General features: G+C 67.5%; 12 protein-coding genes. 4 read left to right on the top strand and 8 right to left on the bottom strand.

The features are described 5' to 3' along the window. The first annotated feature begins 33 nt into the window (after window positions 1–33). Together ACIBLA_RS09785 and car are read left to right on the top strand one after the other, a co-directional pair. Window positions 34–1,695, top strand: coding sequence for a carbamoyltransferase N-terminal domain-containing protein (locus ACIBLA_RS09785; RefSeq protein ID WP_399198309.1), 1,662 nt, complete (start codon window positions 34–36; stop codon window positions 1,693–1,695). Window positions 1,696–1,786: 91 nt separating this feature from the next. After that, window positions 1,787–5,176 (top strand): carboxylic acid reductase, encoded by a 3,390-nt coding sequence (car, locus tag ACIBLA_RS09780; RefSeq protein WP_399198308.1) that lies wholly within the window; start codon window positions 1,787–1,789, stop codon window positions 5,174–5,176. Between the two features lie 20 nt (window positions 5,177–5,196). Here car and ACIBLA_RS09775 read toward each other — a convergent pair whose 3' ends face one another. The 6 genes from ACIBLA_RS09775 to ACIBLA_RS09750 all read right to left on the bottom strand — a co-directional run bounded on the left by ACIBLA_RS09775 (window position 5,197) and on the right by ACIBLA_RS09750 (window position 14,863). Beyond that, window positions 5,197–5,718, bottom strand: a complete 522-nt coding sequence (locus ACIBLA_RS09775; protein ID WP_363241426.1) for a YcxB family protein — start codon at window positions 5,716–5,718, stop codon at window positions 5,197–5,199. A 99-nt stretch (window positions 5,719–5,817) separates the two neighbouring features. Beyond that, a complete protein-coding gene (locus ACIBLA_RS09770; protein ID WP_399198307.1) occupies window positions 5,818–9,051 on the bottom strand; it encodes a family 78 glycoside hydrolase catalytic domain in 3,234 nt (1,077 codons plus the stop codon). A gap of 70 nt (window positions 9,052–9,121) precedes the next feature. Continuing rightward, on the bottom strand, window positions 9,122–10,381 hold the full coding sequence (locus ACIBLA_RS09765) for an ABC transporter substrate-binding protein (RefSeq protein ID WP_399198306.1): 1,260 nt from the start codon (window positions 10,379–10,381) through the stop codon (window positions 9,122–9,124). A gap of 26 nt (window positions 10,382–10,407) precedes the next feature. Continuing rightward, window positions 10,408–13,143, bottom strand: coding sequence for a family 78 glycoside hydrolase catalytic domain (locus ACIBLA_RS09760; RefSeq protein WP_399198305.1), 2,736 nt, complete (start codon window positions 13,141–13,143; stop codon window positions 10,408–10,410). Continuing rightward, entirely contained in the window at window positions 13,140–13,961 is an 822-nt protein-coding gene (locus tag ACIBLA_RS09755) for a carbohydrate ABC transporter permease (RefSeq protein ID WP_363241430.1), read from the bottom strand. The genes ACIBLA_RS09760 and ACIBLA_RS09755 overlap by 4 nt, the downstream gene beginning before the upstream one ends. Continuing rightward, window positions 13,958–14,863: a carbohydrate ABC transporter permease gene (locus tag ACIBLA_RS09750; RefSeq protein WP_399198304.1), complete on the bottom strand. Its 906-nt coding sequence runs from the start codon at window positions 14,861–14,863 to the stop codon at window positions 13,958–13,960. The genes ACIBLA_RS09755 and ACIBLA_RS09750 overlap by 4 nt, the downstream gene beginning before the upstream one ends. 259 nt (window positions 14,864–15,122) lie before the next feature. On the opposite strand from ACIBLA_RS09750, the gene ACIBLA_RS09745 reads away from it, so the two are divergent. Beyond that, window positions 15,123–16,160, top strand: coding sequence for a LacI family DNA-binding transcriptional regulator (locus tag ACIBLA_RS09745; RefSeq protein ID WP_363241432.1), 1,038 nt, complete (start codon window positions 15,123–15,125; stop codon window positions 16,158–16,160). 41 nt (window positions 16,161–16,201) lie between these two features. Here ACIBLA_RS09745 and lepB read toward each other — a convergent pair whose 3' ends face one another. After that, the gene (lepB, locus tag ACIBLA_RS09740) at window positions 16,202–16,867 is read right to left on the bottom strand and encodes a signal peptidase I (RefSeq protein WP_399198303.1); all 666 of its coding nucleotides are present in this window, start codon (window positions 16,865–16,867) and stop codon (window positions 16,202–16,204) included. A gap of 17 nt (window positions 16,868–16,884) precedes the next feature. Further along, entirely contained in the window at window positions 16,885–17,364 is a 480-nt protein-coding gene (locus ACIBLA_RS09735; RefSeq protein WP_363241434.1) for a hypothetical protein, read from the bottom strand. A gap of 1,483 nt (window positions 17,365–18,847) precedes the next feature. On the opposite strand from ACIBLA_RS09735, the gene ACIBLA_RS09730 reads away from it, so the two are divergent. Next, window positions 18,848–26,518, top strand: a complete 7,671-nt coding sequence (locus tag ACIBLA_RS09730) for a DNRLRE domain-containing protein (protein WP_399198365.1) — start codon at window positions 18,848–18,850, stop codon at window positions 26,516–26,518. The last annotated feature ends 143 nt before the right edge of the window (window positions 26,519–26,661 follow it).

Raw genomic sequence — 26,661 nt, 5'->3', positions numbered from 1 at the left:
CCGCTGTGCGGCGAGAAAGGTGTGGCTGACCACATGCTCATATGCGGGATTAAGGCATCGCACGACGGCGGGGTCGCCGTCATCGAAGACGGCCGCCTTCTCTTCAGTTACGAGATCGAGAAGCTGAACAACGGCGAACGCTACAGCTCCCTCGGAGACCTGGAACGCGTGACTGAGATCCTCGCCGCAGAGGGTCTGGCACCCGCCGACATCGACCAGTTCGTGGTCGACGGCTGGTACACGAAAGACGCCGCGGGTGAGCCCGCAGTCAAGGTGAACGCCGGCGGGCTGCCGGTACAGTTCCGGGTCGCACCGTACGTCGAGAGCCCCGGCGGCGACGGACCGCTGCAACGCCGCACCTTCAGCGGCCACGGTTTCGACGACTACGCCGGCTACACCCACGTCGCCAACCATCTCATCGGCCCGTACTGCTCAAGCCCGTTCGCCGCCAGGGGCGAAGACGCGTTCGTCGTGGTCTGGGACGGCATCATCACGCCGCGCCTCTACCAGGTGCGGGCCGCGACCCGTGAGGTGACCTTCGTCGAGGCCCTGATGCCCGTCTTCGGAGGCAGTTTCGCGGCCTTCTGCTCGCGGTTCGAACCGTACTTGCTCAACACCGACGACGTTACGTCGGACACGTACATCCGCCAACACCTCTCCGTCGCGGGGAAGGCCATGGCGTACGCGGCCAAAGGCCAGGTCGAGACCGGTGCCTTCGCCGTCTTCGACGACCTCATGGCCGAGTACCGCGACCTGCCCGTCGACAAGGTGGGCGTGCTGGGCGACAAGGTCGCCGCGAACCGGGACGAGCTGATGCCGGGCCTGTCCAACGCGGACCTCATCGCCACCTATCAGGCCTACCTCGGCCACAACCTGCTCGCGCGGCTCACCACTGCGGTACGCAGCCGCTTCCCGGACGGCGGCCACAACCTGGTGCTCGGCGGCGGCTGCGCGCTCAACATCAAGTGGAACACCGCGATCCGGGCCAGCGAGGTCTTTCAGGAGGTCTTCGTCCCGCCCTTCCCCAACGACGCGGGGGCGGCGATCGGAACAGCGGCGTGTGAGATGTTCCGGCGCGGCCGGACGGCGCTGGAGTGGGATGTCTACAGCGGACCGCGGATCACCACCGGCACACTTCCCGACGGGTGGCGGGCACAGCCCTGCGACGAACGGCAGTTGGCCGCCCTGCTGCACTCCGAGGGCGAACCGGTGGTCGTCCTTTCCGGCCGGGCGGAGCTGGGCCCGCGCGCCCTGGGCAACCGGAGCATCCTGGCGCCCGCGACCGACACCCGGATGAAGGACCGGCTCAACGACATCAAGAACCGAGCCCCGTACCGGCCCGTCGCGCCCATCTGCCTGGAGGACCGCGCGCCGGAGGTCTTCGACCCCGGCATGCCCGACCCGTACATGATCTTCGAGCACCGCATGCGGCCAGGCTGGGCCGAACGCGTCCCGGCCGTCGTCCACCTGGACGGTACCGCTCGGCTCCAGACCATCGCGTCGACTCAGGACACCGACACCGCTCGTATCCTCACCGCCTACGCGGAGATCAGCGGAGTACCCGTGTTGTGCAACACGAGCGCCAACCTTGGGGGACGGGGTTTCTTTCCCGACGTCGAGTCGGCGGCCAGTTGGGGCGGGACTCGTTACATCTGGTCCGAGGGGACGCTTTACACGACCCCCCGCGTGGGGTGATGCTCCCTTGCCGTTCCGTGCACAGGCCCGGCCGAGAATCGCCACCTGATCACCGGGACACGTCCGTCACCTATGACACGCGGAGATCACCGTGCGACTCGCGCAAGTAATGGCACACACCTTTGAGCGCTTTCAGGACCGGCCGGCCGTCGGTGAGCGTGCGAGGGAGTTCGTGCGGGACGCCCGGACCGGGCGCGTTTCGGCCCGTCTGCTGCCGCGCTACGAAATGACCACCTACGGGCAGTTGTGGAGCCGTATCCGCGCGGTGGCGAGCGAATGGCACCACCACCCGCGGTGTCCTCTCGTCGCGGGCGACCGTGTGGCCCTCCTCGGCTTCACAAGCCTGGACTACGCGACGGTGGCCCTGGCGTGCGGCCATCTGGGCGCCGTCAACGTTCCCTTGCAGATCAGTTCACCGACCGAGGACCTGACGTCCGTCATGGCGGAGACCGAGCCGTCCCTCGTCGCCGCGAGCGTCGAGCGACTGGACGCCGCGGCCGAGCTGTCCCTGCGTACGCCCTCGGTCCGGCGGCTGCTCGTGTTCGACTACCAACCGCGCGTCGAGGACCAGGCGGAGCGATTCGCCGCCGCCCGCGACCGCCTGGCCGAGGCCGGACGGGACGTGGAGGTGGTCGCCCTGTCGGCGGTTCTCGACCGCGGCGCCGGCCTGCCCGAGGCACCGCTGTACGTTCCCGGCGACGACGAGGATCCCCTCGCGATGCTCATCTACACCTCGGGGAGTACGGGAACGCCGAAGGGCGCGATGTACACCGAGCGGCTGGCCAGGGTGATGTGGGAGGACCGGACGAAGCGGACCGGCACGGACACGGTCACCATCAACTACACGCCGCTGAGCCATTTCGCGGGCCACTTCCTGCTGACGAACGTACTGGCCCGCGGCGGCTCCAGCTGCTTCACCGCCAGCAGTGACCTGTCGACCTTCTTCGAGGACATCGCTCTCGTGCGGCCCACCGAGCTGTACCTCGTGCCGCGCCTGTGCGAGATGCTCCACCAGCTCTACCAGAGCGAGCTGGACCGGCGGACCTCCGCGGGCACCGACCCGGAGCGGGCCGCGACCGAGGTGCGCGAGCAACTGCGCGAGAAGGTCCTCGGAGGGCGCGTCGGCTCGGCCAGCGCCGGCTCCGCGCCGCTGTCCGCCGCACTGACCGAGTTCACCGCGGCGCTTCTCGGCGTTCCCCTGCACAACGGGTACGGCTCCACGGAAGTCCCGGGCATCGCCGTCAACGGCCAGTTGCTGTGCCCGCCGGTGATCGACTACAAGCTGGCCGACGTGCCCGAGCTCGGCTACTTCCGCACCGACACCCCACACCCGCGCGGCGAGCTCCTGCTGAAGGCCGACGGCATCCCCGGCTACTACAAGCGGCCCGAGCTGACGGCGGAGCTCTTCGACGAGGACGGCTACTACCGGACCGGTGACATCGTCGCGGAGCTCGGTCCACGCCGTATCGCCGTCGTGGACCGCCGCAAGAGCGTCCTGAAGCTGTCCCAGGGCGAGTACGTGGCGATAGGCAGGCTGGAATCGGTCTTCGCCGCCTGCCCGTTGGTGCGGCAGATCTTCCTCTACGGCAACAGCGAGCGCTCCTACCTGCTCGCCGTCGTCGTACCCACCCCGGACGCCCTGCGGCGATACGGGGACGACCGGGGCCGTCTCGAACAGCTGCTGAGCGAATCGCTTCAGCGGATCGCGAAGGACACCGGTCTGCGTTCGTACGAGATCCCCAGGGGTCTGCTGCTTGAGGCCGAGCCGTTCAGCCAGGCCAACGGACTGCTGTCGGACCAGCGAAAGTTGTTGTGGCCCAAGCTCGTGGAGCGTTACGGCGAGCGACTGGAGCAGCTGTACGCCGAGATCTCGGCCCACGAGACCCAGGAGTTGCTCGACCTGCGCCGCACCGGCGGCGACCGGCCGGTGCTGGAAACGGTCCAACTGGCCGCGCGGGCGCTGCTGGTGGGCTCGATGACAGAGGTGAGTCCCTCCGCGCACTTCCGGGACCTCGGCGGCGACTCGCTGTCCGCGGTGTCACTGTCGAACCTGTTGCACGACACCTTCGGTGTCCGGGTACCGGTCGACGTCATCATCAGCCCCGCGCACGACCTGCGGCAGCTGGCCGCCTACGTCGAGTCCAAGCGCACGGCCACCGCGTCGCGACCCACCTTCGCGTCGGTGCACGGCGAGGACGCCACCGAGACGCACGCCAAGGACCTCACCCTGGGCCGGTTCATCGATGCGGCGACTCTCGACGGCGCCCGCCGGCTCCCGCGCACCGCCGGGGAGCCACGCCGCGTTCTGCTGACGGGCGCGAGCGGATACCTGGGGCGCTTCCTCACCCTTGAGTGGCTCCACCGGCTGGCCCCGGCCGACGGCAAACTGATCGTCGTGGTCCGCGGCAAGGACCCGGACGCCGCCAGAGCGCGACTGGCCGATGCCTTCGGCAACGACGACTCCGAACTGACGGGCACCTTTGAGGAGTTGGCCGCAGAGCACCTGGAAGTGCTGGCAGGAGACATCGCCGAGCCGAGGCTGGGCCTGGACGAGGCGACGTGGGAACGGCTGACCGGTGAGGTGGACCTGATCGTCCACGCGGGCGCCCTGGTGAACCACGTGCTGCCTTACCGCCACCTGTTCGACGCCAACGTCCTCGGAACCGCGGAGCTCATCCGGCTGTCCCTGACCGAACGGCTCAAGCCGTTCACGTACATATCCAGCGTGGCCGTGTCCAGATCCCGGAGGGGGCAGGCTCTCGACGAGGACACCGACGTACGCGCCGCGCTGCCGGTCCAGCCTGTCGACGACGGGTACGCCGGCGGGTACACGACCAGCAAGTGGGCAGGGGAGGTGCTGCTGCGGGAGGCGCACGACCTGTGCGACCTGCCGGTGACGGTGTTCCGCTCCAACATGATCCTCGCGCACAGCCGGTACACCGGGCAGCTGAACGTGCACGACATGTTCAGCCGACTGCTGTTCAGTCTCCTCGCGACGGGCGTGGCCCCGAACTCCTTCTACCGGACCGACAGCGACCAGGGGCCGCGGGCCCACTACGACGGCCTGCCCGTCGACTTCACCGCGGCATCGGTCGTCACACTGGGACGGAGCACCTCCGGGTACCGGACCTTCAGCCTGGTGAACCCGCACGACGACGGCATCTCACTCGACACGTTCGTGGAGTGGCTCATCGAGGACGGCCACGGTATCGAGCGGATCGCGGACTACGGTGACTGGCTCGTCCGCATCGAGGCCGCCCTGCGCAACCTGCCCGAGGCACAGCGCCAGTACTCCGTCCTTCCCCTGCTGCAAGGCCTCCAGGAACCGGGCGACGCTGTGCCCGGTTCGGACGTCCCGTCGGTCCGCTTCCGGGAGGCCGTCCAGGAGGCCGGCATCGGACCGGACCGGGATGTGCCGCGCCTGTCCCGATCCCTCATCCGCAAGTACGTGACGGACCTGCGGCGCCTGATGACCGCCTGACCGGGTGACCACGCCTGTGGTCACGTGGCCGCGAGATGCTTGGTGATCAGCGACCGCAGTTGTTCGGCGTCCTCCGGAGCACTCAGACCGCGTTTGGGGAGGACCATCACTCCGGTTCCCCAGATGTCCGGGGTGAGCAGCACGAATACCCGTCGGCTCTCGAAGCTGCGCCCGTAGAACGTCCAGTTGAACTGATTCGTATGCCGCTCGGAAACGATACTGATCCCGTCCGCGTCGACCGTCACGCGATGTTCGCCCAAGTGCCGGGCGTAGGCGAGCAAGGCGAGAGCGGTGAGCCAGCGGACGGCGACCATGAAGAGGCAGAGAGGCAGAAGGAACCTCCACGCTGCCCAGCCGACGGCATCAACACCTCTGTTCAACAGGGTGGCTGCGCTCACCACGCCGAGAAACGCGACCAGTCCCCACACGAGGCGATACATCCATCGTCCGACTGGGCTGTGGCGCATCTGAAACTTCAGTCCGTCGGATATCTCGCGCCATGTGACTACATAGGTCAGCTTCACGGAGCCGTCGACAGTCATACGTCATCCCTCTCGCATCGGTGTCAATTGGTCACCAGCCCGACCGGTGCGAACCCGCGCAGTGCCGCGCGGCGAATGCTTCTGGTGGGAACCGGGTGGTTATACACCATCAGATTTGACCCGGTCGAGCGGGCGGACATTGCGGGTGAACCGTCGTGGGCTGGTTCCGGCCGAGACCACGTCTTGGACGGTGAAGCTGTACGTCCCGGACGGGACGGTGTGGACGCGGCCCGCGTCCGGTCCGGGGCCGCCCTTGGGCAGCCGCACCTCGGCGGTGGTGTTCGGCGGCACAGTGACTGTCAGGCGGAAGGTGCCGCCCTTGAGGGTCCACTTGGACGTGACCTCGCCGTACGGGGTCCGGTAGCTGCCTTCGGCGTGGGTGAGATCGCCTACGACACGCGGGTCGATGACCAGTTCGCGGTAACCGACGGAGCCGGGTGCCTGGCGGATGCCGACGACGGCGCTGTGGAACCACTCCTCGATCTGGAGGAGGATGACGTGGTTCTTGGAGGCACGCATGTCCCAGTGCTCGGGGATGGTCGTGAGACCTCCGGGGTTGGCCGTGGTGGGGGCCATGAAGTGCCCGTAGCTGGGCTGGCTGTCTTCCTGGAGCACCTTCCACAGCACGTCGTCGCGTCCGGCGGCGGTGAGCGCTCGTACGGTCGGGGCGAGCCCGATGGTGCCGCCGCTGAAGTGCGGCCCGCCCCCGAACGGGTGGAAGTTCTCGATGAGTTCGACGAGCGCGCCGAGGACCCGCTCGCGCTCGTTCGCGGGGACCAGTCCTTCGTCGAGCGCGAGTGCCTGCGCGGCCTGTGTCGCTCCGGTGGTGCCGAGATCGCCTTCGCTCGTGTAGCGGCCGAGTGCCGAGTTGAAGAACGCGTCGTGGAAAGCGGTCCTGATGTGGCCGGCGAGGGCGCGGTACTCCTCCGCGTCGGCCTGTCGTCCCAGCAGCGCCGCCATCTTCGCCATGCGGTCGGCGATCTGGTGGTATCCCCACGTTCCGGTGATCCGGCCCGAGGTGGTCTCGGCGGCTATCCAGTCCGCCAGCGCGGCGTCCACGATGAACGCCGTCGCGCCCGTACCGGCCTTCCGCGTTCTGATGTACGTCATGAACGCCTGCATCTGCGGGTAGTAGCGTGCCATCGTCTGGGTGTCGCCGTATGTCTCGTACAGGTACCACGGGGTCAGGACGATCCCGTTGCCCCAGTTGATCTCGTCACCGAACCTGCCGGTGTAGCCCCAGTCGTAGACGGGGGTCTTCAGCGCGACGTTGCCGATGTTGTCTCCGGCCTTGGACTGGCCTTCGGCGAGATGGCGTTCCATCGTGCGCAGGTAGGCGGCGTACCCGAAGTGGCGGTGCAGCGAGCTGAAGGGCTGGAGGTAGTCGGCGGGGTAGGCCAGTTTCTCGCGGCCGGGGCAGTCGGTGAACGTGGACATCATGTTGCTCATGACGGAGTAGCGGGCCATGCGGTGAATGCGATTGATCCGCGCGTCGGACGTGGTGAAGGTGCCGGCCGCGGGCGTGTCCGCGTGAAGTTGCAGGCCGGTGAGCGTCTTGAGGGTCGGCTGGTAGTCCTCGGGGAGGCCGGTGACCTGGACCCATTGCATGCCGAAGTAGTTGAGTTCGGGGTGCCATCGCTCGCCGTCGCGGTCGCCGCGCGCGGTGTACGCGGCGAACACGTCGGTGCCACGGCCGGCGCCGCCGCCCATGATGGACGCCTGGTCGACGGTGCCGTCGGCGGCCAGTGACTCCGCCGGCTGCATTGTGACCGTGGTGCCCGCCGGTACGGCACGGTCGATGACGAGTTCGGGCCAGCCCGCGAAGTTCTGGCCGAAGTCGAAGACCCACACGCCCGGTTGGGGCTCGGTGAGGCCGACCGGGCGGATCCGGTCGACGACTCGCACCGGCTCGCCGGCACGCCAGACGAGTTCCGTCGTCAGGTTGGGGGGCGGCGCGATGCCCGCCTGGATCCATTCGGCGGGTGAGCCGTCGCGGCGTTCCGCCGACGTGCCGAGGTCGGCCAGGGGGCCGGTCCACCCGGCTTGTTCACGGCGCGCGTCGTAGTCCGTCCCGGAGTACCAGTTGTTGGTCGTCGTCGGGCCGAACGCCGTCTTCCACGAACGATCGCTGACGATCGTGTCGACAGAACCGTCGGCCTTGGTGATCTCCAGACGGGCGATCATCCGGGGTGTCACGGCGGCGCCCGCGCTGGGGTCGGTGCTCGCCAGTGGGTTCCCCGATCCGGTGACCAGCGCGTCTGCCGGGTGGGCGGCCTGGAGACCGGGCTTGAAGCTGATGCCCGTCCCCTCCGCACCGGGCGTGCCGATGGCGGTGATCTCGCGCGTCTCCAGGCGCTCTCCGCCGTTACCCGTGTCGATGTTGACCGTGCCGCCGACGTGGTAGCCGGTCACGCCGCTCACCTTGATGACGGTGTCCCCGGCCCCGGCCGGCGCGGACAGGGTCCCGCTGCCCTTCATCTGGCTCTGCCACCAGCTGTACGGAGCCGTACGCCCGGATACGGGATTGGTGACGGAGCGCGACACCAGCGCCGTACCGTGCCCCAGCTCGACACCCACGGTGTTGGCACCCGGCCGCACCAGCCGCGTCACGTCGTACACGCGGTACTCCGTGGAGAGCTGGTAGTTGGAGTTGCCGGGTGCGAGGACCTCGTCGGTGACGGACTCGCCGTTGAGCTGCGCGAGGTGCAGTCCCACCCCGGAGAGGAAGAGCCTCGCCTTGACGACTCTCGCGGCGGGCCGCTGTTCGACCTTGAAGGCGCGTGCGAACAGCGGCAGCGGATCGCTGATCTTCCGGGCCGGGTACTCGATCCACTGGGCGTCGCCCCAGTCGCCGCGCTTCAGCAGCCCCATTTCCCATGAGGAGGGCCGGCTCCACGGCGTCACTCGGCCACGGTCGTCCCACACCCGCACCTGCCACACCACCTCCTGACGGGACGTCAGGGAGCGTCCACTCCACGGGATGTCCGTCTGGGCATCCGACCGGACCTTGCCGGTGTCCCAGAGGTAGGGGCCCCGGACGAGTTCCGGAGCACGGTGCGTGGCCCGTATCTGATACGCGCTCTGCGCCCATCCCTTCTGGGTGCTCGTCACACGCCAGCCCAGTCTCGGTGCGGTGTCGTCCAGACCAAGAGGTTCGTCCTCCCGGCCGTTGACGGTGAGTTGGCCGACCGTCGCCGGCGCCGTCGCCCCACCGTCGTCGAGGGCGGCGGCCGTGCCGCCGGTTCCCAGGGGCAGCGCCGGACCGGCCGCGCCGGCGACGAGGATCCCGATGAGGTGTCTGCGGCTGAGGCCGGTCCGCGGCTCTGCGGGCATGCTGAACTCCTTGTTCGGTGTTCGGTGTTCGGTGTTGGATGGTGTTCGCCTGCGGTCGGAATCGTGCGGGTCAGGCTCCGGCCCGGTAGTCGGTGTCCATGTCCTTGAGCACGGCGGCGGCGTTGGTCTGGCCGCTGAAGATTTCCTGGAGGCCGCTGAGCATGGTCTGCTGCACCTTGGGGTTGGGCCAGAGCTGGTCCATGAACGGCACGGTCCTGTCGTCGTTGATGAACGTGGTGAGTTCGCTCAGCGCGGGGTCGGCCGCGTGGCCGGTGTCGGGGAGCGACGGCAGGCCGCCCTGCTTCTCGGCGAACGCGTTCATGCCCTCGGGGGACATCACGAAGTCCACGAACTTCAGGGCGAGTTCCTTGTTCTTGGCCTTGGCGTTGACGCCGTATCCGGCGCCGGCCGCGGCAGGCATGAGGAATCCGCCGGGATCGTCGGTCGCGGGAAGGGCCTTGAGGGTGAACTTGCCCTGCGGGTTCTTGCCCTTGAGCAGGGACACGATCCAGTTGCCCTGGACGATGCCCAGGGTCTTTCCGCTCGCGGCGAGTTCCTGGCTGGCCTCGTAGCTGGTGCTGAGCGGGCTCTTCTGGAAGCAGCCGGTCTTCTCCATCTCCTGGTACTTGGCCATCGCGGTGGTCCAGGCGGACTTGGCGAACGTGGCCTCACCGTCCTGCATCTTCTTGTCGAAGTCGCGGTCGGGGCCGTAGACGGTGGTGGCGACGAGCGCGTAGAGAACGGTCTGGGTGACCCAGTTGTCCTGGATGCCCAGGGCGAAGGCGGGGGTCTTCTTGGCGGCGGCCTCGCGGCAGAAGTCCAGGAGTTCGGTCCAGGTGCCCGGTGGGGTGAGTCCCGCCTTGTCGAGGGCGTCCTGGTTGTAGACGGCGCCGATGCCGTTGAGGCCGAAGACCGCGTTGTAGGTCTTGCCCTCGTACTGGGCGACGGTCTTGACCGCGTCGGGCAGCTTCCGCGCCCAGGGCCGGCCGGACAGGTCGAGCAGATAGCCGGGCTTGGCCAGGACATGGGTGGCGCCGGGGTTGCCGTTGCCCGGCCACACCGACATCACGTCGGGTGCGGTGCCGGAGGAGAGCTTCGTACGGATCTGCTGCTGGTACTGGTCGGCGCCGCTGGTGGTCAGGCGAACCTCGACGCCGGGGTTGGCCTTCTTGAACGCGTCGACGACATCCTGGATCGATCCCTGGTCGACCGAGGCGATCGTGAGGGTCTTGGAGTCGCCGCCGCTCGCGTTGGTGCCTCCGCTGCACGCGGCGAGCAGAGTGCCGGCCGTCAACGCGGCCGTCAACGCGGTCAGTTTGGTTGTTCTCATGATGTCTCCCGCGAGAAGAGGACCGGTCAGCTGTTGACCGGCGGAGCGTGGGTGTCGGGTGCCGCGGCACTGACGACGTAGTGGCCGGAGGCCAGGTGGAGCAGAGCTCCGGTGTCCGCCGGCTCGACCGCGAGCACTCCCGGCCGGACGGCGGCGGGTTCGCCGCCTTCCCGTACGCCGGCGGGGTCCGGGGTGGGCACTTCGAGCAGGGCGGTCGCGCCGGGCGGCACCGTGGCGGTGATGGTGAGCCGGCCGTCGGCGAGCGCCCATCCGCACTCGGCCCGTCCCCGCGCTGTCTCCTGTTCGGCGTGGGCCCAGGTGAGACGCCCGCCGGGCAGGGGCCGCAGAAGCAGTTCGCGGTAGGCCACCGAACCGGGCGTCTGGTCGATGCCGGCGACCCGGCCGAAGAGCCAGTCGCCGACGCTGCCCAGGCTGTAGTGATTGAGCGAGTTCATCGCGGGGGACTGGAAACCGCTCTGATCGGTCCAGCCGTCCCAGCGCTCCCAGATCGTGGTGGCGCCGTGCCGGATGGAGTGTCCCCAGGAAGGGAACTCCTCCTGGTGCAGCAAGGCGTAGGCCAGGTCGGCCCGACCGTGCTCCGCCAGTACCGGACACAGCAGCGCGGTGCCCACGAAGCCGGTGGTGAGGCGGTTGCCCCGCTTCTCGATGTCGGCGGCCAGATGACCGACCGCCGCCGGTATCAGAGGTTCCGGCAGCAGGCCGAAGGCCAGTGCCAGCAGATAGCCGGTCTGGGTGCCGCCCTCCACGGCGCCGTCGGCCGCCACATAGGACTCGATGAACGCCGACCGGACGGCGGTGTGCAGCGTCCGGTACTCGGCGGCCACTTCGGGCAGTCCCAGCACCTCGGCGCTGTGCACGACGATCTCGGTACTGCGGGCGAAGTACGCCGTCGCCAGCAGGTCGCGTGGCGTGGTGACATCGATCTGGAGCCAGTCGCCGTAGGAGTTGCCTGTACGGCGGCGCCATCGCAGGTCCGGATTGTGCCGCCGGATGTGATCGACCCAGGCGGTCATCGCCTCGAAGGACCGCCGCAGCACACGGCGGTCACCGTAGGTGCGCCACAGATGCCACGGGATGATCACTCCCGCGTCTCCCCAGGCCGGGGCGGCCTCGCGGTCGAGAGTGACGGCGGGCGCGACGTCGCGGAACGCGCCGTCGGCGTCCTGGCCGTCGATCACGTCGCGCATCCAGCGGGCGAGGAACGCGGAGACATCGGCATTGCGGCTGGCGGTCGGAGCGAAGATCTGCGCGTCCGCGAGCCAGCCCAGACGCTCGTCGCGCTGCGGGCAGTCGGTGGGCACCGCGACGAAGTTGCCCCGCTGACCCCAGACGATGTTCGACTGAAGCTGGTTGACCATCGGGTCGGAGCACTCGAAGGTGCCGGCACGGGGAACGTCGTTGTGCAGCACACGGGCCATCACGTCCACCGGCGACAGGTCGCCGGGACGGCCGTCGATCTCCACGTAGCGGAAGCCGTGGAAGGTGAACTGCGGCTCGAAGAACTCGATTTCGCCGCCGCCGGTGACGTACGTGTCGGTCGCTTGCGCGCGACGCAGGTTGTCGACGTACAGTTCGCCGTCCGCGAGGATCTCGGCGTGCCGCAGCGTGATCCGCCGGCCGGCCGCGGCGCCCCGGACGGTGAGCCGCACACGGCCGACCAGGTTCTGGCCGAAGTCGACGATGTACCGGCCGGGCCCGCGCGGACGCACGGCGACGGCCGCCACCCCGCGGGTGACCCGCACCGGAGAGTCGGGTTCGGCGACCAGCGGCCCGACGGCGCGGTCGAGTACGGCGACCGGGCGCCGGTCGGTGGTCACCGCTTCCGGTGTGTCCCAGCCGGGTGTCCCGCACCGGGCATCGACATGCTGGCCCATGAGGAGGTCCGCGGCGCGGACGGCTCCGGGATGTTCGGTCCAGCGGGAGTCGGTGGCCACCACCTGACGCGAACCGTCGGCGAACTCGGCCACGAGCTGCGCCAGATGGGCCGGTTCGCCGCCGTAGTGGTGTGCGGCCCGGCGCGGGTCGAAGCCGATGTAGCCGCTCCACCAGCCGTGCGCCACGATGGCGCCGAGCACGTTGGGGCCCTCACGGACCAGTGTGGTGACGTCGTAACTCTGGTACTGGAGGCGCTGGTGGTATTCGGTCCAGCCCGGCGCCAGCTCCAGGTCGCCGACGCGTGAGCCGTTGAGCCGGGGCTCGTACACACCCCGAGCCGTCGCGTACAGACGGGCCCGCACTGGAGTGTCCCGCAGCTCGAACTCCCGCCGCAGATACAGCGGCGGAGTGCCCCGGGACGGGTCCGGATCCTCGTCCCCGGGCGGCTCCACGGGTGGCGCGGTGTGGGGGTCGCGTCCCACCCATACCGCCTGCCAGTCGTCATGGTTGAGCAGACCGGTCTCGAACCAGGTCTGCGCCGGTGCGCCCGGTGCGCCCGTCTCGTCCCAGACCTCGACGCGCCAGTGATACCGGGTGGACGACCGCAGCGCCGCGCCGTTCCACGGTATGAGCAGCGTCTCGCCGGATTCGCGCCGACCGGTGTCCCACACCAGGCGGGAGGCGGTGTCGAGGTCGTCGGCCCGCTCCGCGGCGGTGATGCGGTACGCGCTCTGCGCGGCACCCCGCCGCTCGCTCCGCAGTTTCCACGACAGGCGGGGGTGCGGGTCGCCGACTCCGAGAGGTTCTTCGAGCTGTTCGGTCAGCGGTCCGTAGACCAGCAGCGAAGGGTGCGCGGTCGCTGTCATCCCTTGAGCCCTCCGGCGAAGCCGTTGATGATGCTGCGTTGCAGCGCGAAATAGACGGCGAGGATCGGCACGATGCTGATGGCCAGTGCCGCGAAGACGAGGTTCCAGTCCGTGACGTACTGGCCGACGAACCCGGCGATCGCGACCGGCATGGTCTGCTGTGCGCTGCCGCTGAGATACAGCAGCGGGGTGAAGAAGTCGTTCCACACGGCGACCGCGTTGAGCACCAGCGCGGTCACCGTGATCGGCCGGAGCATCGGGAACACCACGTAGAGGAAGCCCTTGAGCGGTGTGCATCCGTCGATGAGCGCGGCCTCCTCGAAGTCCCGCGGCAGGGCACGCAGGAAGCCGACGTAGAGGAAGGTGGTGAACGGCACCTGAAGACCGGAGTAGAAGAGGATCAGCGCCCACGGAGTACCGAGCAGACCGAGATCCCGCATCGTCTGGTACAGCGGCAGTGAGGCGAGCTGGAACGGCACCACGAGGCCCAGCATGATCAGCAGGAACATGCCCCGTGACCACCGCGCGGTGGCACGCGCCAGCGGATACGCGGCGAACGCCGAGAGGGCCAGGACGATGAAGACGCTGCACGCGGTCACCAGGACGCTGTTCGCCAGCGCGCCGCCGAGACCACCCTGCTGCCAGGCCTGGGTGAAGTTGTCCAGCGTGGGGGAGGTGGTCGGCCGCAGCGGTGAGGAGTTGTCCGACGGAGCACGCACGGCCAGGTTGACCAGGACGTACAGCGGAAAACCCACGACGAGGGCAACGGCGATCATCACCAGTTCGAGCCCGAACGTGCGGCGGCGGTAGCGGTTCACGAGGACGCCCTCTCGTTGCGGGACAGGAAGAAGTACTGGCCGGCCGAGGCGACCGCGACGATGATCGTGAGCACCACAGCGAGGGCGATGCTGTAGCCGAACTCGCCGAGGGTGAAGGCGTCCTTGTAGATCAGGGTCGACAGCGTGTCCGTCGCGTGGCCCGGTCCGCCGCCCGTCAGCGCGTACACCTGGTCGAAGAGTTTGATCCCGCCGATGATCGACAGCATCAGGTTGATCGTCAGCGCGGGAGCGAGCAGCGGACGCGTGACGGACCAGAAACGCCGGAAGGGGCCGGCGCCGTCGATGTCCGCGGCCTCGTAGATCTCCTTGGGCACCGACTGAAGCCCCGCGAGGAAGATGACCATCGAGTAGCCGCCGAACTGCCAGACGACGACGCCCACGACGGACCACAGGGCGATGTCCGGGTCCCCCAGCCAGTCCTGCTGCCAGGAGCCCAGTCCCACCGCACCGAGCAGGCTGTTCACCGCGCCGTCCGGGCTGAGCAGGTTGCGCCACAGATAGGCGGTGACGATGGGGGTGACCACGGCCGGTGCGAAGAGGAACACCCGAAGCACGTTGCGGGACTTGATGACGCTGTTGACCCCGAGCGCCAGCAGCAGCCCGAACCCGTTCTGGATGACGGTGACCGCCACCGCGATCAGCAGCGTGTGCCAGATCGCCTGCACCGCGTCGGGATCACTGAACATGGCACCGAAGTTGTCCAGACCGACGAAGGAGAAGTCGGGGTCGAGACCGTCCCAGTCGGTGAGGGCGTAGTACACGCCGCGTGTGCTCGGTACGAGAACGACGAAGGCGAACAGCAGCATCGCCGGCGCCGCGAACCACCAGGGCGGCGCGGTGTGACGCCGTCCCGACGGGCGGACAGGGCGATGTGCGGGCACGGAAGCCACCGGTTCCGGGACCGGGTCGGGAGGGGCAGTGATCACGGTGGGATCCGCTCTCTTAAAACGATTCAATCCAATGGGTAACGTTCCCCAAAAAGTTGCGGCAGACTCTAGGAGTGGCCCAGGACGGCGTCAATATGTCTGACACGATGCGTGGAATCAGCTGCGGGTACGGCGCCATGGAGAGCATTTAGACTCTGGGCAACGTTTCCTGCCCCAGGCCCTGTACGGCGGCAGGACCAGAGGAGGAACCCGCATGGAGCCCCCAGCGCGGTCGCGGCGCGTCACCATCGTCGACGTCGCCCGGCACGCCCAGGTGTCCACGACCGCCGTGTCCAAGGTCCTGCGCAACGCGTACGGCACCAGTCCGAAGATGCGGGCCAAGGTGCGCCAGGCGATAGCGGAACTGGGCTACCGGCCCTTCGCCGCCGCCCGCGGCATGCGCGGACAGACCTACACGATCGGCGTGATGCTGCCGGACATCCGCAACCCGTTCTTCCCGGAGATTCTCGACGGGCTGACCGACGCCCTGGACACGACGGACTATCAGGTCCTGATGGGACCGGGCAGCAACGGCGAGGCGGCGGAGGCCCGCGTCACCGAGGCCATGATCGACCGGGGCATGGACGGGCTGGTCCTGATCGCACCCGTCTCTCCCCGGTCACATCTGGAACAGGTGGGTCGCACCGTGCCGACCGTGGTCGTCGGACGCCACGGGCAGTCGGCCGTCTACGACACGGTGTCCGACGACGACACCGCCGGCGCCGCACTCGTCGTCGACCACCTCGTCAGCCTCGGGCACCGGCGGATCGCGCATATCGAGCACGCCGAGACCGACCCTGACCGGCTGAGGGAAATGCCCAACGCCCTGCGTGCCGAAGGCTTCCGCCGGTCGATGCGGGCACATGGTCTCGCGGACGACGCCGACATCGTCTCCACCACCTACACGCAGGAAGGCGGATACCGCGGCGCCCAGCAGCTGCTCACCAGAGCCCGCCGCCCGACCGCCATCTTCGCCGGCGCGGACATCGTGGCGATGGGCGTCCTCGAAGCGCTCGGCGAGGCCGGCGTCGCCGTCCCCGGAGACATCTCCGTCGTCGGCTACGACAACACCACCCTGGCCGCGCTCGGCCCCATCTCACTCACCAGCGTCGACCAGGCGGGCCGCCACATCGGCACCGAGGCCGCCCGTCTGCTGCTCGGCCGTCTCGCCGACCGGGCCAAGCCGTCCGCCCAGGTCACGCTCTCGCCGTCCCTCGTGGTCCGCCGCACCACCGCGCCACCGCGAGCCTGAGTCCGGCATCGGCCCTGACGCCTGCCCTCCGGGGGCGCCGCTCACGCGTACGCGGTGAACCCCTGCGCGGCCGAGCGCTGCCTGGTCCTCATCCGCCGGCCGATCACCAGGCAGATGACGCCGCCGACGGTGCCGAGTACGCCCAGAACCACCGTCAGGCCGAGAACCAAGGGCGCGGTGGCGCTCGCGAGCGCGCGGCCCTGGACGGCGGTGGTGGGCACGGTGCCCGAGTGCTCGGACAGGAAGTACCGCGAGTCGTTGGAGTTCTGCCGGTTGTCGCCCATCAGGAACATACGGCCGGGAGGGACCGTGACATCGAAGTCGGGGCTGGGCGGCCCGATGTCCGCCGGCTTCACGTACGGTTCCTCGACAGCGCGGCCGTTGACGGTCAGAGAACCGTCTACGGAGGCGATGCGATCGCCACCGAGCCCGATGACGCGTTGCATCACCGCCAGTCCCTGGTATCTGCTCGGCATCGCGTAGAGCACGACGTCGCCCCGCCGGACCGCGGTGCCGCCGATCCTCTCCACCGCCACCCGAGCGCCGTCGCGGTACGTGGGTTCCATCGCTTGACGGGCGGTCACCGTGGTGTAGGAGCCCAGGAGGGACACGAGAGCCACCGTCACCATGACGGGCCCGAGGGCCAGAAGGATCGTTCCCGCGATCAGCAGCCCACGACCAGTGGATGGGCGCCGCTTCTCCAGCATCGTCTCTCCTTACTTCTCTAGGCGGGGAGCGGGGCGCTGCATGTCGCCCGTCCGTACGGGCCGGTAGCCGTGGAGCGCTGGGCGTGCTTGCCGCGGACGGCTACGGCGCATCCGGCGTCGCCGCCCTTGCCGTCGAGCACGATGCTCACGGTGGGCTCGGTGCCGAGGGGGACCTTGACGTCCTTGCGCCAGGGGAGTTCGGAGCCGGACAGGGTCAAGGACTTGGCCTGCTTGCCGTGCGCGATGAAGTCGATCTTCACGGTGCCCGAACCGCTGACCTGGTAGGTGACCGAGGCGGTCGGCACCGGCTTCGCCTTCGGCTCGTCGGGGGTGGCGAGGACGCCGTAGGTGATCCCGCCCGCGACGAGCAGGAGGAGGGCAACGGCGGCGCCGTAGAGGGGGCGGCGGCCGAAACGCGGCTTCTCGGGGCGGTGTTCGGCCGGGTCGGTCCCGGACTCGGCGTCGGTGGTATCGGTGTTCAGGGTGTCGGTACTCATGGGGCGGGAGCGTCTCCGATACGAGAGGTGACCGGGGCGGGAATTGCCCGACCGGTCGATGGAGGAACAGCGAATTCGCAGGGCCGGACCATCGGTCGGAGTTCCGGACAGCTGCCCACGCGAGCTCCCTTCAGGAGTGAATGGCATTCAAATCCGCCTGGTTATACCTCACACCCGGCACCGCGCGAAACCCTGCGGACATTTCGCCCAACAACCGGTCACCGCACTGTGGTGACCTGCAGGACTTCGAGCGGCGTGCGGTGAAGAGTCCCAATAGTCCGTCCTGTTGACGACCCGTCACCTGGCTGTGTAGAGCGCGCTTTGATTCATTGACAGCGCTCCGATCCCGCATCCGATCGCGCCTTTGCCATGCCCGAAAGCAGGCCGGCGCGTCCGGAAGTGGGGACCCGGTGGCGTAAATGTGCCGCAAATGGCGCGATGAAGAGGGCGGATACTTTACGTGAGAACGCGACACCGAAGACTGCTCGCCGGTCTCGTCGCATCGGCCGTGGTGGGGACCTTGCTCCCGCCCCTGGTTTATGCGACGCCGGCGACTGCGGCAGCGGCCGAGTCGAGCCGCGACGGGGGTGGGGAGAGAAGCACTCTCGACACCGTCAAGGGATGGTTCACCGACGACGACGAGGAACCCGAACCGGCCAACGCCCTGGAGATATCCAGCCGCGAGAAGCTGCCCAAGGGAGCGAAGGCCCCGAAGCCCAAGCGGGTCAAGGAGCTGAAGAACCGGCGCACTCCGAGTGCCCGGTTCTTCGCCCTCTCGGACGGTCGCGTCGAGGCCGAACTGACCGCGGTACCCACCGCGTACCAGGACCAGAAGGACAAGACCTGGAAGCCGATCGACGTCTCCGTGCGGGAGTCGTCGAAGAAGGGCTTCGACTACGCCAACACCGCCAATCTCGGCCGGACCTACTTCGGTTCCACGCCGGGCGAGTTGGTGCGGATCGAGGGCGAGGGGGGAGAGTCCGTCACTCTGGGCCTCGACCCCGCGACATCTCGCGGCGGCAAGGGCCTCAAGCCCACGGCACGGGGCGCCAAGGTCACCTACCCGGACGCCGTCGGGGGCGCGGACCTCGAATACGTCGTCGAACCGGGCCAGGTCAAGGAGAACATCGTCCTGGCCGAACGCCCGGACGGACCGGTGAAGTTCAGCTTCACGCTCGACGCGGGCGATCTGACGCCCAAGTCGCGCAAGGACGGCTCCATCGCCCTGTACGGCGAGGGCCCGCAGACACCGGTGATGGTCATCCCCGCCCCGTACATGACGGACGCGGCGAAGGACCCGGCGTCACCGACCGGCGGCACCTACAGCACCGAGTTCACCCAGAAGCTGACCAAGGACGGCGACAACTGGAAGATCACGGTTGTCCCGGACACGAAGTGGCTGGCCGACAAGGACCGGCGGTACCCGGTCGTGATCGACCCGACGATCACCATCACCCCGGACGCGGCCGGTTCGAAGGACACCATGGTCCTCTCGGACCAGCCGACCACCAACTTCAACACCACCTGGAAGCTGTCGGCCGGCAAGACCGACCTGGGTCTCGCCCGTTCGCTGGTGCAGTTCCCGCTGACGGAGATCCCGGCAGGGGTGAAGGTCGACTCGGCCCGCCTGGGCATGTACTTCGACCAGTCGCACACCACCAACGCCAACGACGTGACCATCGGCGCCTACCGGGCCACCGGCACCTGGACAGAGGCCGGTGCCAACTGGTCCAACACCAGTGCTCTGGTCGGTGAGTTGTCCGGTACCACCGTGCAGATCGACGACGGTGACGCCGGGACGGCCGCCGTCGGCGAGTGGCCGAGGGTCACCACCACCAGTACGCAGAACATCGGCAGCGACTACGCGTACAACAAGAACGCGGCCACCGGCGAGTCCTACACCTACCAGCCGCAGATCCCCGAAACGGCGTCCTACCGCGTCGAGGCGCACTACTCGCCGCTGGCCGACAACACCACCGCGGCCCCGTACAAGGTCATTCACGACGGGCTCACCCACGACTACACGGTCGACCAGACGGCCGGGACCACGCCCACCTGGAAGGCCCTGACCACCACTCAGCTGGACTTCAACAAGGGCAACGCCGACAAGATCGTCCTCGGCGACACGGGTGACTCCACCAAGCGGACCATGGCCGACGCCGTACGCCTGGTGAACCCCGCCTCGATCGTCAAGAACACCGGCGAGTACAACCAGTGGCACAACTTCCCGGTCACCGACACCGTCCAGAAGTGGGTCTCGGGAACCGCCACCAACCACGGGTTCGTACTCAAGGCCACCGACGAGTCGGCCGGCGCGCCGATCGGCGGCCCGCGCTACGAGGCCGCCGACGGCTCCACGTACGGCGGAGAGACCGCGACCATCCCGCGGCTGACCGTCACCTACGGAAAAGTCGGCACCTCGCTCAACTCGCCGGAGGTCGTGCACTCCACCGGACCCGAACTGAGCTGGCCCGCCTACAAGAACGACAGCGGGGACAGCAAGCTCGACATCGCCGAGTACCAGCTGCACCGGTCGACCCAGCAGGCGTTCACGCCGTCGTCCGCCACCCTGGTGGCGCCGATCGCCAAGACCGCGACCGCGTACACCGACACCACCGCCACACCGTCCCCGAACGGGGCCGGAACACCGGAGATCGGGCGGTCGTACTACTACCAGATCGCGGTCAAGACGACCGACGGACAGGTGCTCGGCTCACCCACGCGTACCGTCGGCATCCCCAAGCCCGGCCGCACCATGCGGCTGCTCCAGGGCACCGACGACGTCACCGACACCACGCTCTCCTCCCAGCAGCCCACCACCAACCAGGACACCATCCAGTCCTTCGGGGTCGGCCAGAAGTGGCTGAGCACCGGTGACAACTCCGGTACCTACGGCACCACCCGCGCCGCGCTGAAGTTCAACACCGCGGCCATCCCCACCACGGCCACCGTCCTCGAAGGACGGATGTTCCTGTGGGGAGCGGAGACCACCAACACCTCCGCGGGCGCCGTCTACGAACTCCGCGGCCTGAACAAGGCCTTCGACGAGACCACCGCCACCTGGAACCAGTCGGCCACCTCGGCCCCCTGGACCACTCCCGCCGGTGACTTCTCGGCCACGGTCTCCGACACCGTGCCGCAGTTCACCGAAGAGGTCGGCCGCCACTGGTGGGATGCCACCACGCTCACCAAGAGCTGGGTGCAGAACCCCGCCAACAACAAGGGCGCCCTGGTCAAACTGGCCAACGACACCGACGCCACCCAGCAGGAACGCACACTGTGGCTCGCCTCCGAGGCCGCCGACTGGCAGCTCGGCCCGCTGCTGCGCGTGATCTACGTCGACTCGACCACCGAGGACACGTACTACGCGCCTCAGACCCCTGCTCGTATGACGCCGAACTCCACGTACACCGTGGACTTCACCGTCACCAACACCACCAGCACCGCGTGGGCCGCCGGTGAGCGCCAGCTGTCCTACACCTGGAAGCTGCCCGACGGCACCGACGTCACCACCGGTGGCAACCAGGCGGCCACCGCCATCCCGGCCCTGATCCCCGGCGAGTCCGCCACCGTCAAGGCCACGGTCAAGACACCGATCAACTCGGACAGCGGCAACAAACGCACCGAATACGTCCTCGGCTGGGACGTGAAGAAGATCGCCGACGGCTCCTGGCTCTCGGTCACCAACCCCGCGATCACGCCGCTGAAGCAGAACGTGGCGGTGGAGGACCCGACGTCCAACTCGCTGGGCATGGAGAAGTTCTACGCCTACGCGGGCAAGAACACCGGCGCCGGCTCGACGGTGATGAACAACCTCTCGTCGGGCAACAGCGTGTGGTCGTACAACGCGTTCAGCAACCCCGGCCGGGGCCTGAGCACGTTCGCCCGCTTCGCCTACAACTCCCTCGACACCTCCGACACGGTCTCCGGTCACGGCTGGTCGATGCAGGCCGCCGGCCCGATCCGGCTCGGCGCGCCGCTGGACTTCCACCCCAACCCGAACCCGACGGAGATCCGTCTCCCGGACGGTGACGGCACCACGCACGTCTTCCGCAAGCAGGACGACGGCACCTGGAAGGCTCCCGCGGGCGTCCACTACAAGGTCACGATGAAGGCGGGCCTGGACTGCAAGCCGAGCAGCGACCCGGTCCCCGACGCCTGGACACTGACCCGTCCCGACGGCACGCGCTTCCTCTTCGGCTGCGACGGCTACATGACGTCGACGGTCGACAAGAACGGCAACACGCAGCTGTTCACGTACGAGGAGCGGAAGTCCAACAACAAGCCGACCAAGTTCCTCAAGTACATCACCGACCCGGCGGGCCGGGAGTCACTGACCGTCGACTACTGGGAGAAGGGCCAGACCGGCTACCAGTACGTCAACGACTTGGGCGTGCTGACCTCGGACGCCGGCAAGCTCAGCAACTCGAAGATCTACGACCACATCCGCTCGGTCACCGACATCTCCGAGCGGAAGGTCGAGTTCTACTACACCGACAAGGGGCTGCTCGGGCAGTTCACCGACGGTGTGGGCAGCTCGCAGCCGAAGAACTTCAAGTTCACCTACGACGCCACGCAGGGCAACAAGAACGTCAAGCTGGTCAAGGCCACCGACCCACGGGGCAACAGCACCAAGGTCGACTACTACGCGCCCAAGGACGGAGACGACCCCAAGTACCACTGGTGGGCGCAGGCCATCACCGACCGTCTCCAGTCGAGGACCACGTTCGCGTACGCGGCGGACCCGGCCAACGCGATGTTCACGGCCACAACGGTCACCGACGCCGAGTCCCACGCCACGAAGTACGTGACGGACGACTACGGCCGGCCGGTGCAGACTACGAACGCCAAGTCCCAGACCACCAAGATGAGTTGGGACGCGGACAACAACGTCACCTATGTGGAGGAGCCGAACGGGGCGAAGGTCGCGTACTGCTACGACCAGAAGACCGGCTACCCGCTGTGGCAGCGCGACGCGGAGAACAACAAGGACGGCGTGCCGGCCCAGTCCGAGTGTGCTCCCGGCGTCCACCCTGCCAACTCCGCTTGGTACACCTACCAGACGCGGCTGGACGGCTTCGCCGCCGACATGTCCACCAAGACCTCCCCGGAGGGCCGCACCTGGAATTTCGGCTACGACAAGACGTTCGGGAACCTGCTGACGGTAACCGACCCCAAGGGGGTCGCTACGGAGACGGCCGGGGACTACACGGTCTCCTACGAATACGACGTCTACGGTCAGCTCATCGAAGCCACGGACGCTAACGGCAACCAGACGTCGTACAAGGACTTCGGCCCAGTCGGATACCCGAAGACGATCACGGACGCCCTGGAGAACAGCACGGCCTACGCGTACGACGAACGGGGTCTGGTCACCCAGGTCACGGACGCCTTGGACAAGAGGACGACGCAGACCTACGACACGTTCGGGCGTCCGCTGGCCAACACGGTTCCCAGGGATCAGGCGGCGGGCGACCTCATCACGACACCCGCGCAGAAGTACGACGCCAACGACAACGTCGTGGAGTCGACGGCTCCCAACACCGCTGTCTCGGCAGCCGTCTACGACGCGGCGGACCAGATCGTCTCGGCCACCGGACCGGCGAACAACAACACGGCTCCGCGCACCTCCACGTACACCTACGACAGGGCCGGCAATCTGCTGACCACAACCGAGCCCAAGGGCACGGCCACGACCTCCGACACCACCGACTACGCGACCACCAACGCGTACGACGAGATCTACCAGTTGATCTCCGTCGTGGACTCGGCAGGCGACAAGATCAGCTACGGGTACGACAACGTCGGCAATGTAAACAAGGTCGTCGACCCCAAGAAGAACGCCACCACCGACACGAGCGACGTCACGTCCTCGTCAGAGTACGACCTGAATCACCGGGTCGTGAAGATCAGCGACGCGGCGGGCAAGTTCACCCGGCAGACCTACGACAAGGACGGCCTCGTACTCACCCGGACCGACAAGGAGAACCACACCACCACGATCACCTACGACGAGCGGGGCAAACAGTCAGAGGTCAAGGCGCCCTACGACGGGACTACGGCACGCTCGACGAAGTACGAGTACGACCAGGTCGGCAATACGACCAAAGTGATCACGCCGCGGGGATCGGCCACGTCGACGTCCGACGACTTCACCGCGCGCACCACCTACGACGAACTGAACCGCGTCGAGCGGAAGTACCAGCCCTACGATCCCGCCGACTCGCGCTACAACAAGGCGGATGTTTACACGGAGACGACGTACGACGCTCTCGGGCAGGTGACGAAGACCTCGCTGCCCCCGTCCCAGGGGCAGACGGTCCGCAACATCACGACCAACACGTACTTCGACAACGGCTGGCTGAAGCGGTCGAAGGACCCATGGTCCATCGAGACCGAGTACGAGTACGACAACCTCGGCAAGCAGAGCAAGCGAACCATTTCGGCGGCGGACGGCTCGTCGAACCGGACGATGACATGGTCGTACTACCTCGACGGTTCACTCAAGTCGCGTGCGGACGACGGTGTACCGGTCGGGCAGTCGGTGGTACTGGTCGACAACTCCGACGCCCAGAACACGACCTCCACCGGTACCTGGGCCACGGGGGACATCACCGGGCAACAAGGGTACGACCACTGGACCCACGCCGCTGGCACGGGCTCCGACAGCTTCACCTGGGCGCTGAGCATCCCGCAGGATGGCACGTACCGGGCCTATGTGAAATACCCGCAGGTGACGGGTGCGACGACCACCGCGAAGTACAGGCTGACCCGCGGAACGACCGCTGAGCCCGTGGTTACGAAGGACCAGACGGCCGGTGCGGACACCTGGGTGGCGCTGGGCACGTACAGCCTCAAGCGGGGCGAAGAGGCGAATCTGAGGCTGGACCAGAGCCCCGGTGGGATCACGGTGGCCGACGGCGTCAAGCTCGTACGCGACAACTCGGCGGAGACGGACGACGAGAAGAAGTCGTTCGAGTACTCCTACGACATCAACGGCAACATGACGTCGGTGGCCGACACCTCGTCGGGTGCCCGGTCGGACAACTACGCCATCACCTACACCGGCCTCAACCAGGTCCAGAAGGTAGTCGAGTCCCTCACAGGTCAGGAGAACAAGGCCACCGCCTACACCTATGACGCCAATGGGCAACCGGAGACGGTCAGCCACCCCGACCAGTTCGCCAGGTACAGCTACGACCTGCGGGACCTCGTCAAGACGGTATCGGTCGGCAAGTCCGCTGCGGACGCCGCGCCGAAGGAGACGACCTACACCTACACTGACCGCGGGCAGAAGCTCAAGGAAGTCAAGGGCAACGGCAACACAGTCGACCACACGTACTTCGCCGACGGATCGGTGAAGTCGACGACGGAAAAGAAGCCGGCCGGCACTCTCGTCTCTTCGCACACTTACGCCTATGACGCCAATGGCAACAAGGCGCGGGACGCCACCAAGAAGATGGACGCGGACAACCGCACGTCCCATCTGGAGTCGACCACCGACTACACCTACGACCCGGTCGACCGACTTGCGAAGTCGGTGAAGACCGGCAATGGGGCCGACACCGAGACCTACGTCCACGACGACAACGCCAACGTCATCAGTCAGACGGTCAGGGGAACGTCCACGACGTTCGCCTACGACCGCAACAGGCTGCTGACCGCCACCACCAGCACCTCGACAGCCAACTACACCTACGACCCCTTCGGCCGTCAGGAATCGGTGACGTCGGGCGGCAAGATCATTGACAGGAGCGTGTACGACGGGTTCGACCACGTCGTGGAGTCGCAGAAAGCGGACGACACCGGCGCTCTGCGAACCACGAAGTACACCTTCGACCCGCTGAACCGCACAGCGACCAGGACAGCAGAAGGCAAGACCACGGACTTCGACTATCTGGGTCTCTCCGAAGAGGTACTGGATGAGAAGGTCGGCGGCGAACTCACCAAGTCGTATCAGTACAGTCCCTGGGGCGAACGGCTGTCGCAGATCAAGCACAACAGCGACGGCACGACGGAGGACGGCTACTACGGCTACAACAACCACACCGATGTCGAAACTCTGACGGACAAGAACGGCGACACCAAGGCCACCTACGGCTACACGGGTTACGGCTCCGACGACGAATCGGAGTTCACCGGTATCGACAAGCCCGTCGCAGCCGACCCCACCAAGGAGGCGTACAACGCCTACCGGTTCAACGCCAAGCGGTGGGACGCGCAGTCCGGGACATACGACATGGGATTCCGCAACTACGACCCGGGACTCAACCGATTCACCACTCGTGACATGTACAGCGGGGCGCTGTCGGACATGAGCCTCGGGGCCGACCCGTATACCGGCAACCGGTACGCCTTCACCGGCGGCAACCCGACCAGCCGCACCGAGCTGGACGGTCACGACTGGTGGGACACTCTGAAGGGCCTGGTCGGTGGAGGTGCGAAGACCGCAACCAAGACTGGAGGCCGGGGGATTCTGAGCGCCGCCGAGGTCTTCCTGAACGGCATCGGCTGGAACGACGTCCAGAGGCCGGACAAGGTGCCGTACAAGGAGGAGAGTCCGGACTACAAAGTCGGACTGCTCTCTGATCCGGAAGGGAAGAACGAGTACTACTGGGGCCACGACTTCCCGGTGAACCAGGACAACTGCAACAAGGGCGAGAGCGCGGTCTACTACAGTCCGCTGGATAACCGGAGTCGTGCGACGGGTGTCCGTGCCTGCCTCACCGGCGGTGACTTCGGGTGGGTCGATGGGAAGACCGGTGAGATCAAGGGCAACGCCGACTCCGAACTCCGTGGAACCCCCGTGCCACGCCCGCCGGACGGCAACCCGCTTTGGACCCCTCCGGGTATGCGGCCGGGTATGCACCGAGGTCATCTGCTGGCCAATTCCCTCGGCGGCACCGGTACGGACCGACGGAATCTGGTCCCGCTGTACGCGAAAGCCAATCTCTCGACCATGAGACGGGTCGAGACCATGATCGCGGCACGTCTGGAAGGCGGCGACACGATCTATTACCAAGTCACACCGTCGTACCGCGGGAATACCGGCGCACCGTACAAGCTGGACATCACGTGGCAGAGCATGACCTTGGGGGACGGAGGTACCGTTCCCATTTGGAACACCCCGACAGGTGCACAACCAGCTCCGTAGGGAAACCTCACCTTTCGGTGACGGGGTTTCACCTGAAGTGAGTTGAGCAGCCGGCGGACACGGTGCTAGCGTTTCCGTCGGCTGTCTTTTCATGTTTCGACATTGCGAGTTCCGAGGAGTTCAGTGTGTGGACAACCCGTCTG

The organism is Streptomyces sp. NPDC050433, from assembly GCF_044458565.1.
Classification (GTDB): Bacteria; Actinomycetota; Actinomycetes; order Streptomycetales; family Streptomycetaceae; genus Streptomyces.
This window is presented reverse-complemented; position numbering and strand designations above follow the sequence as displayed.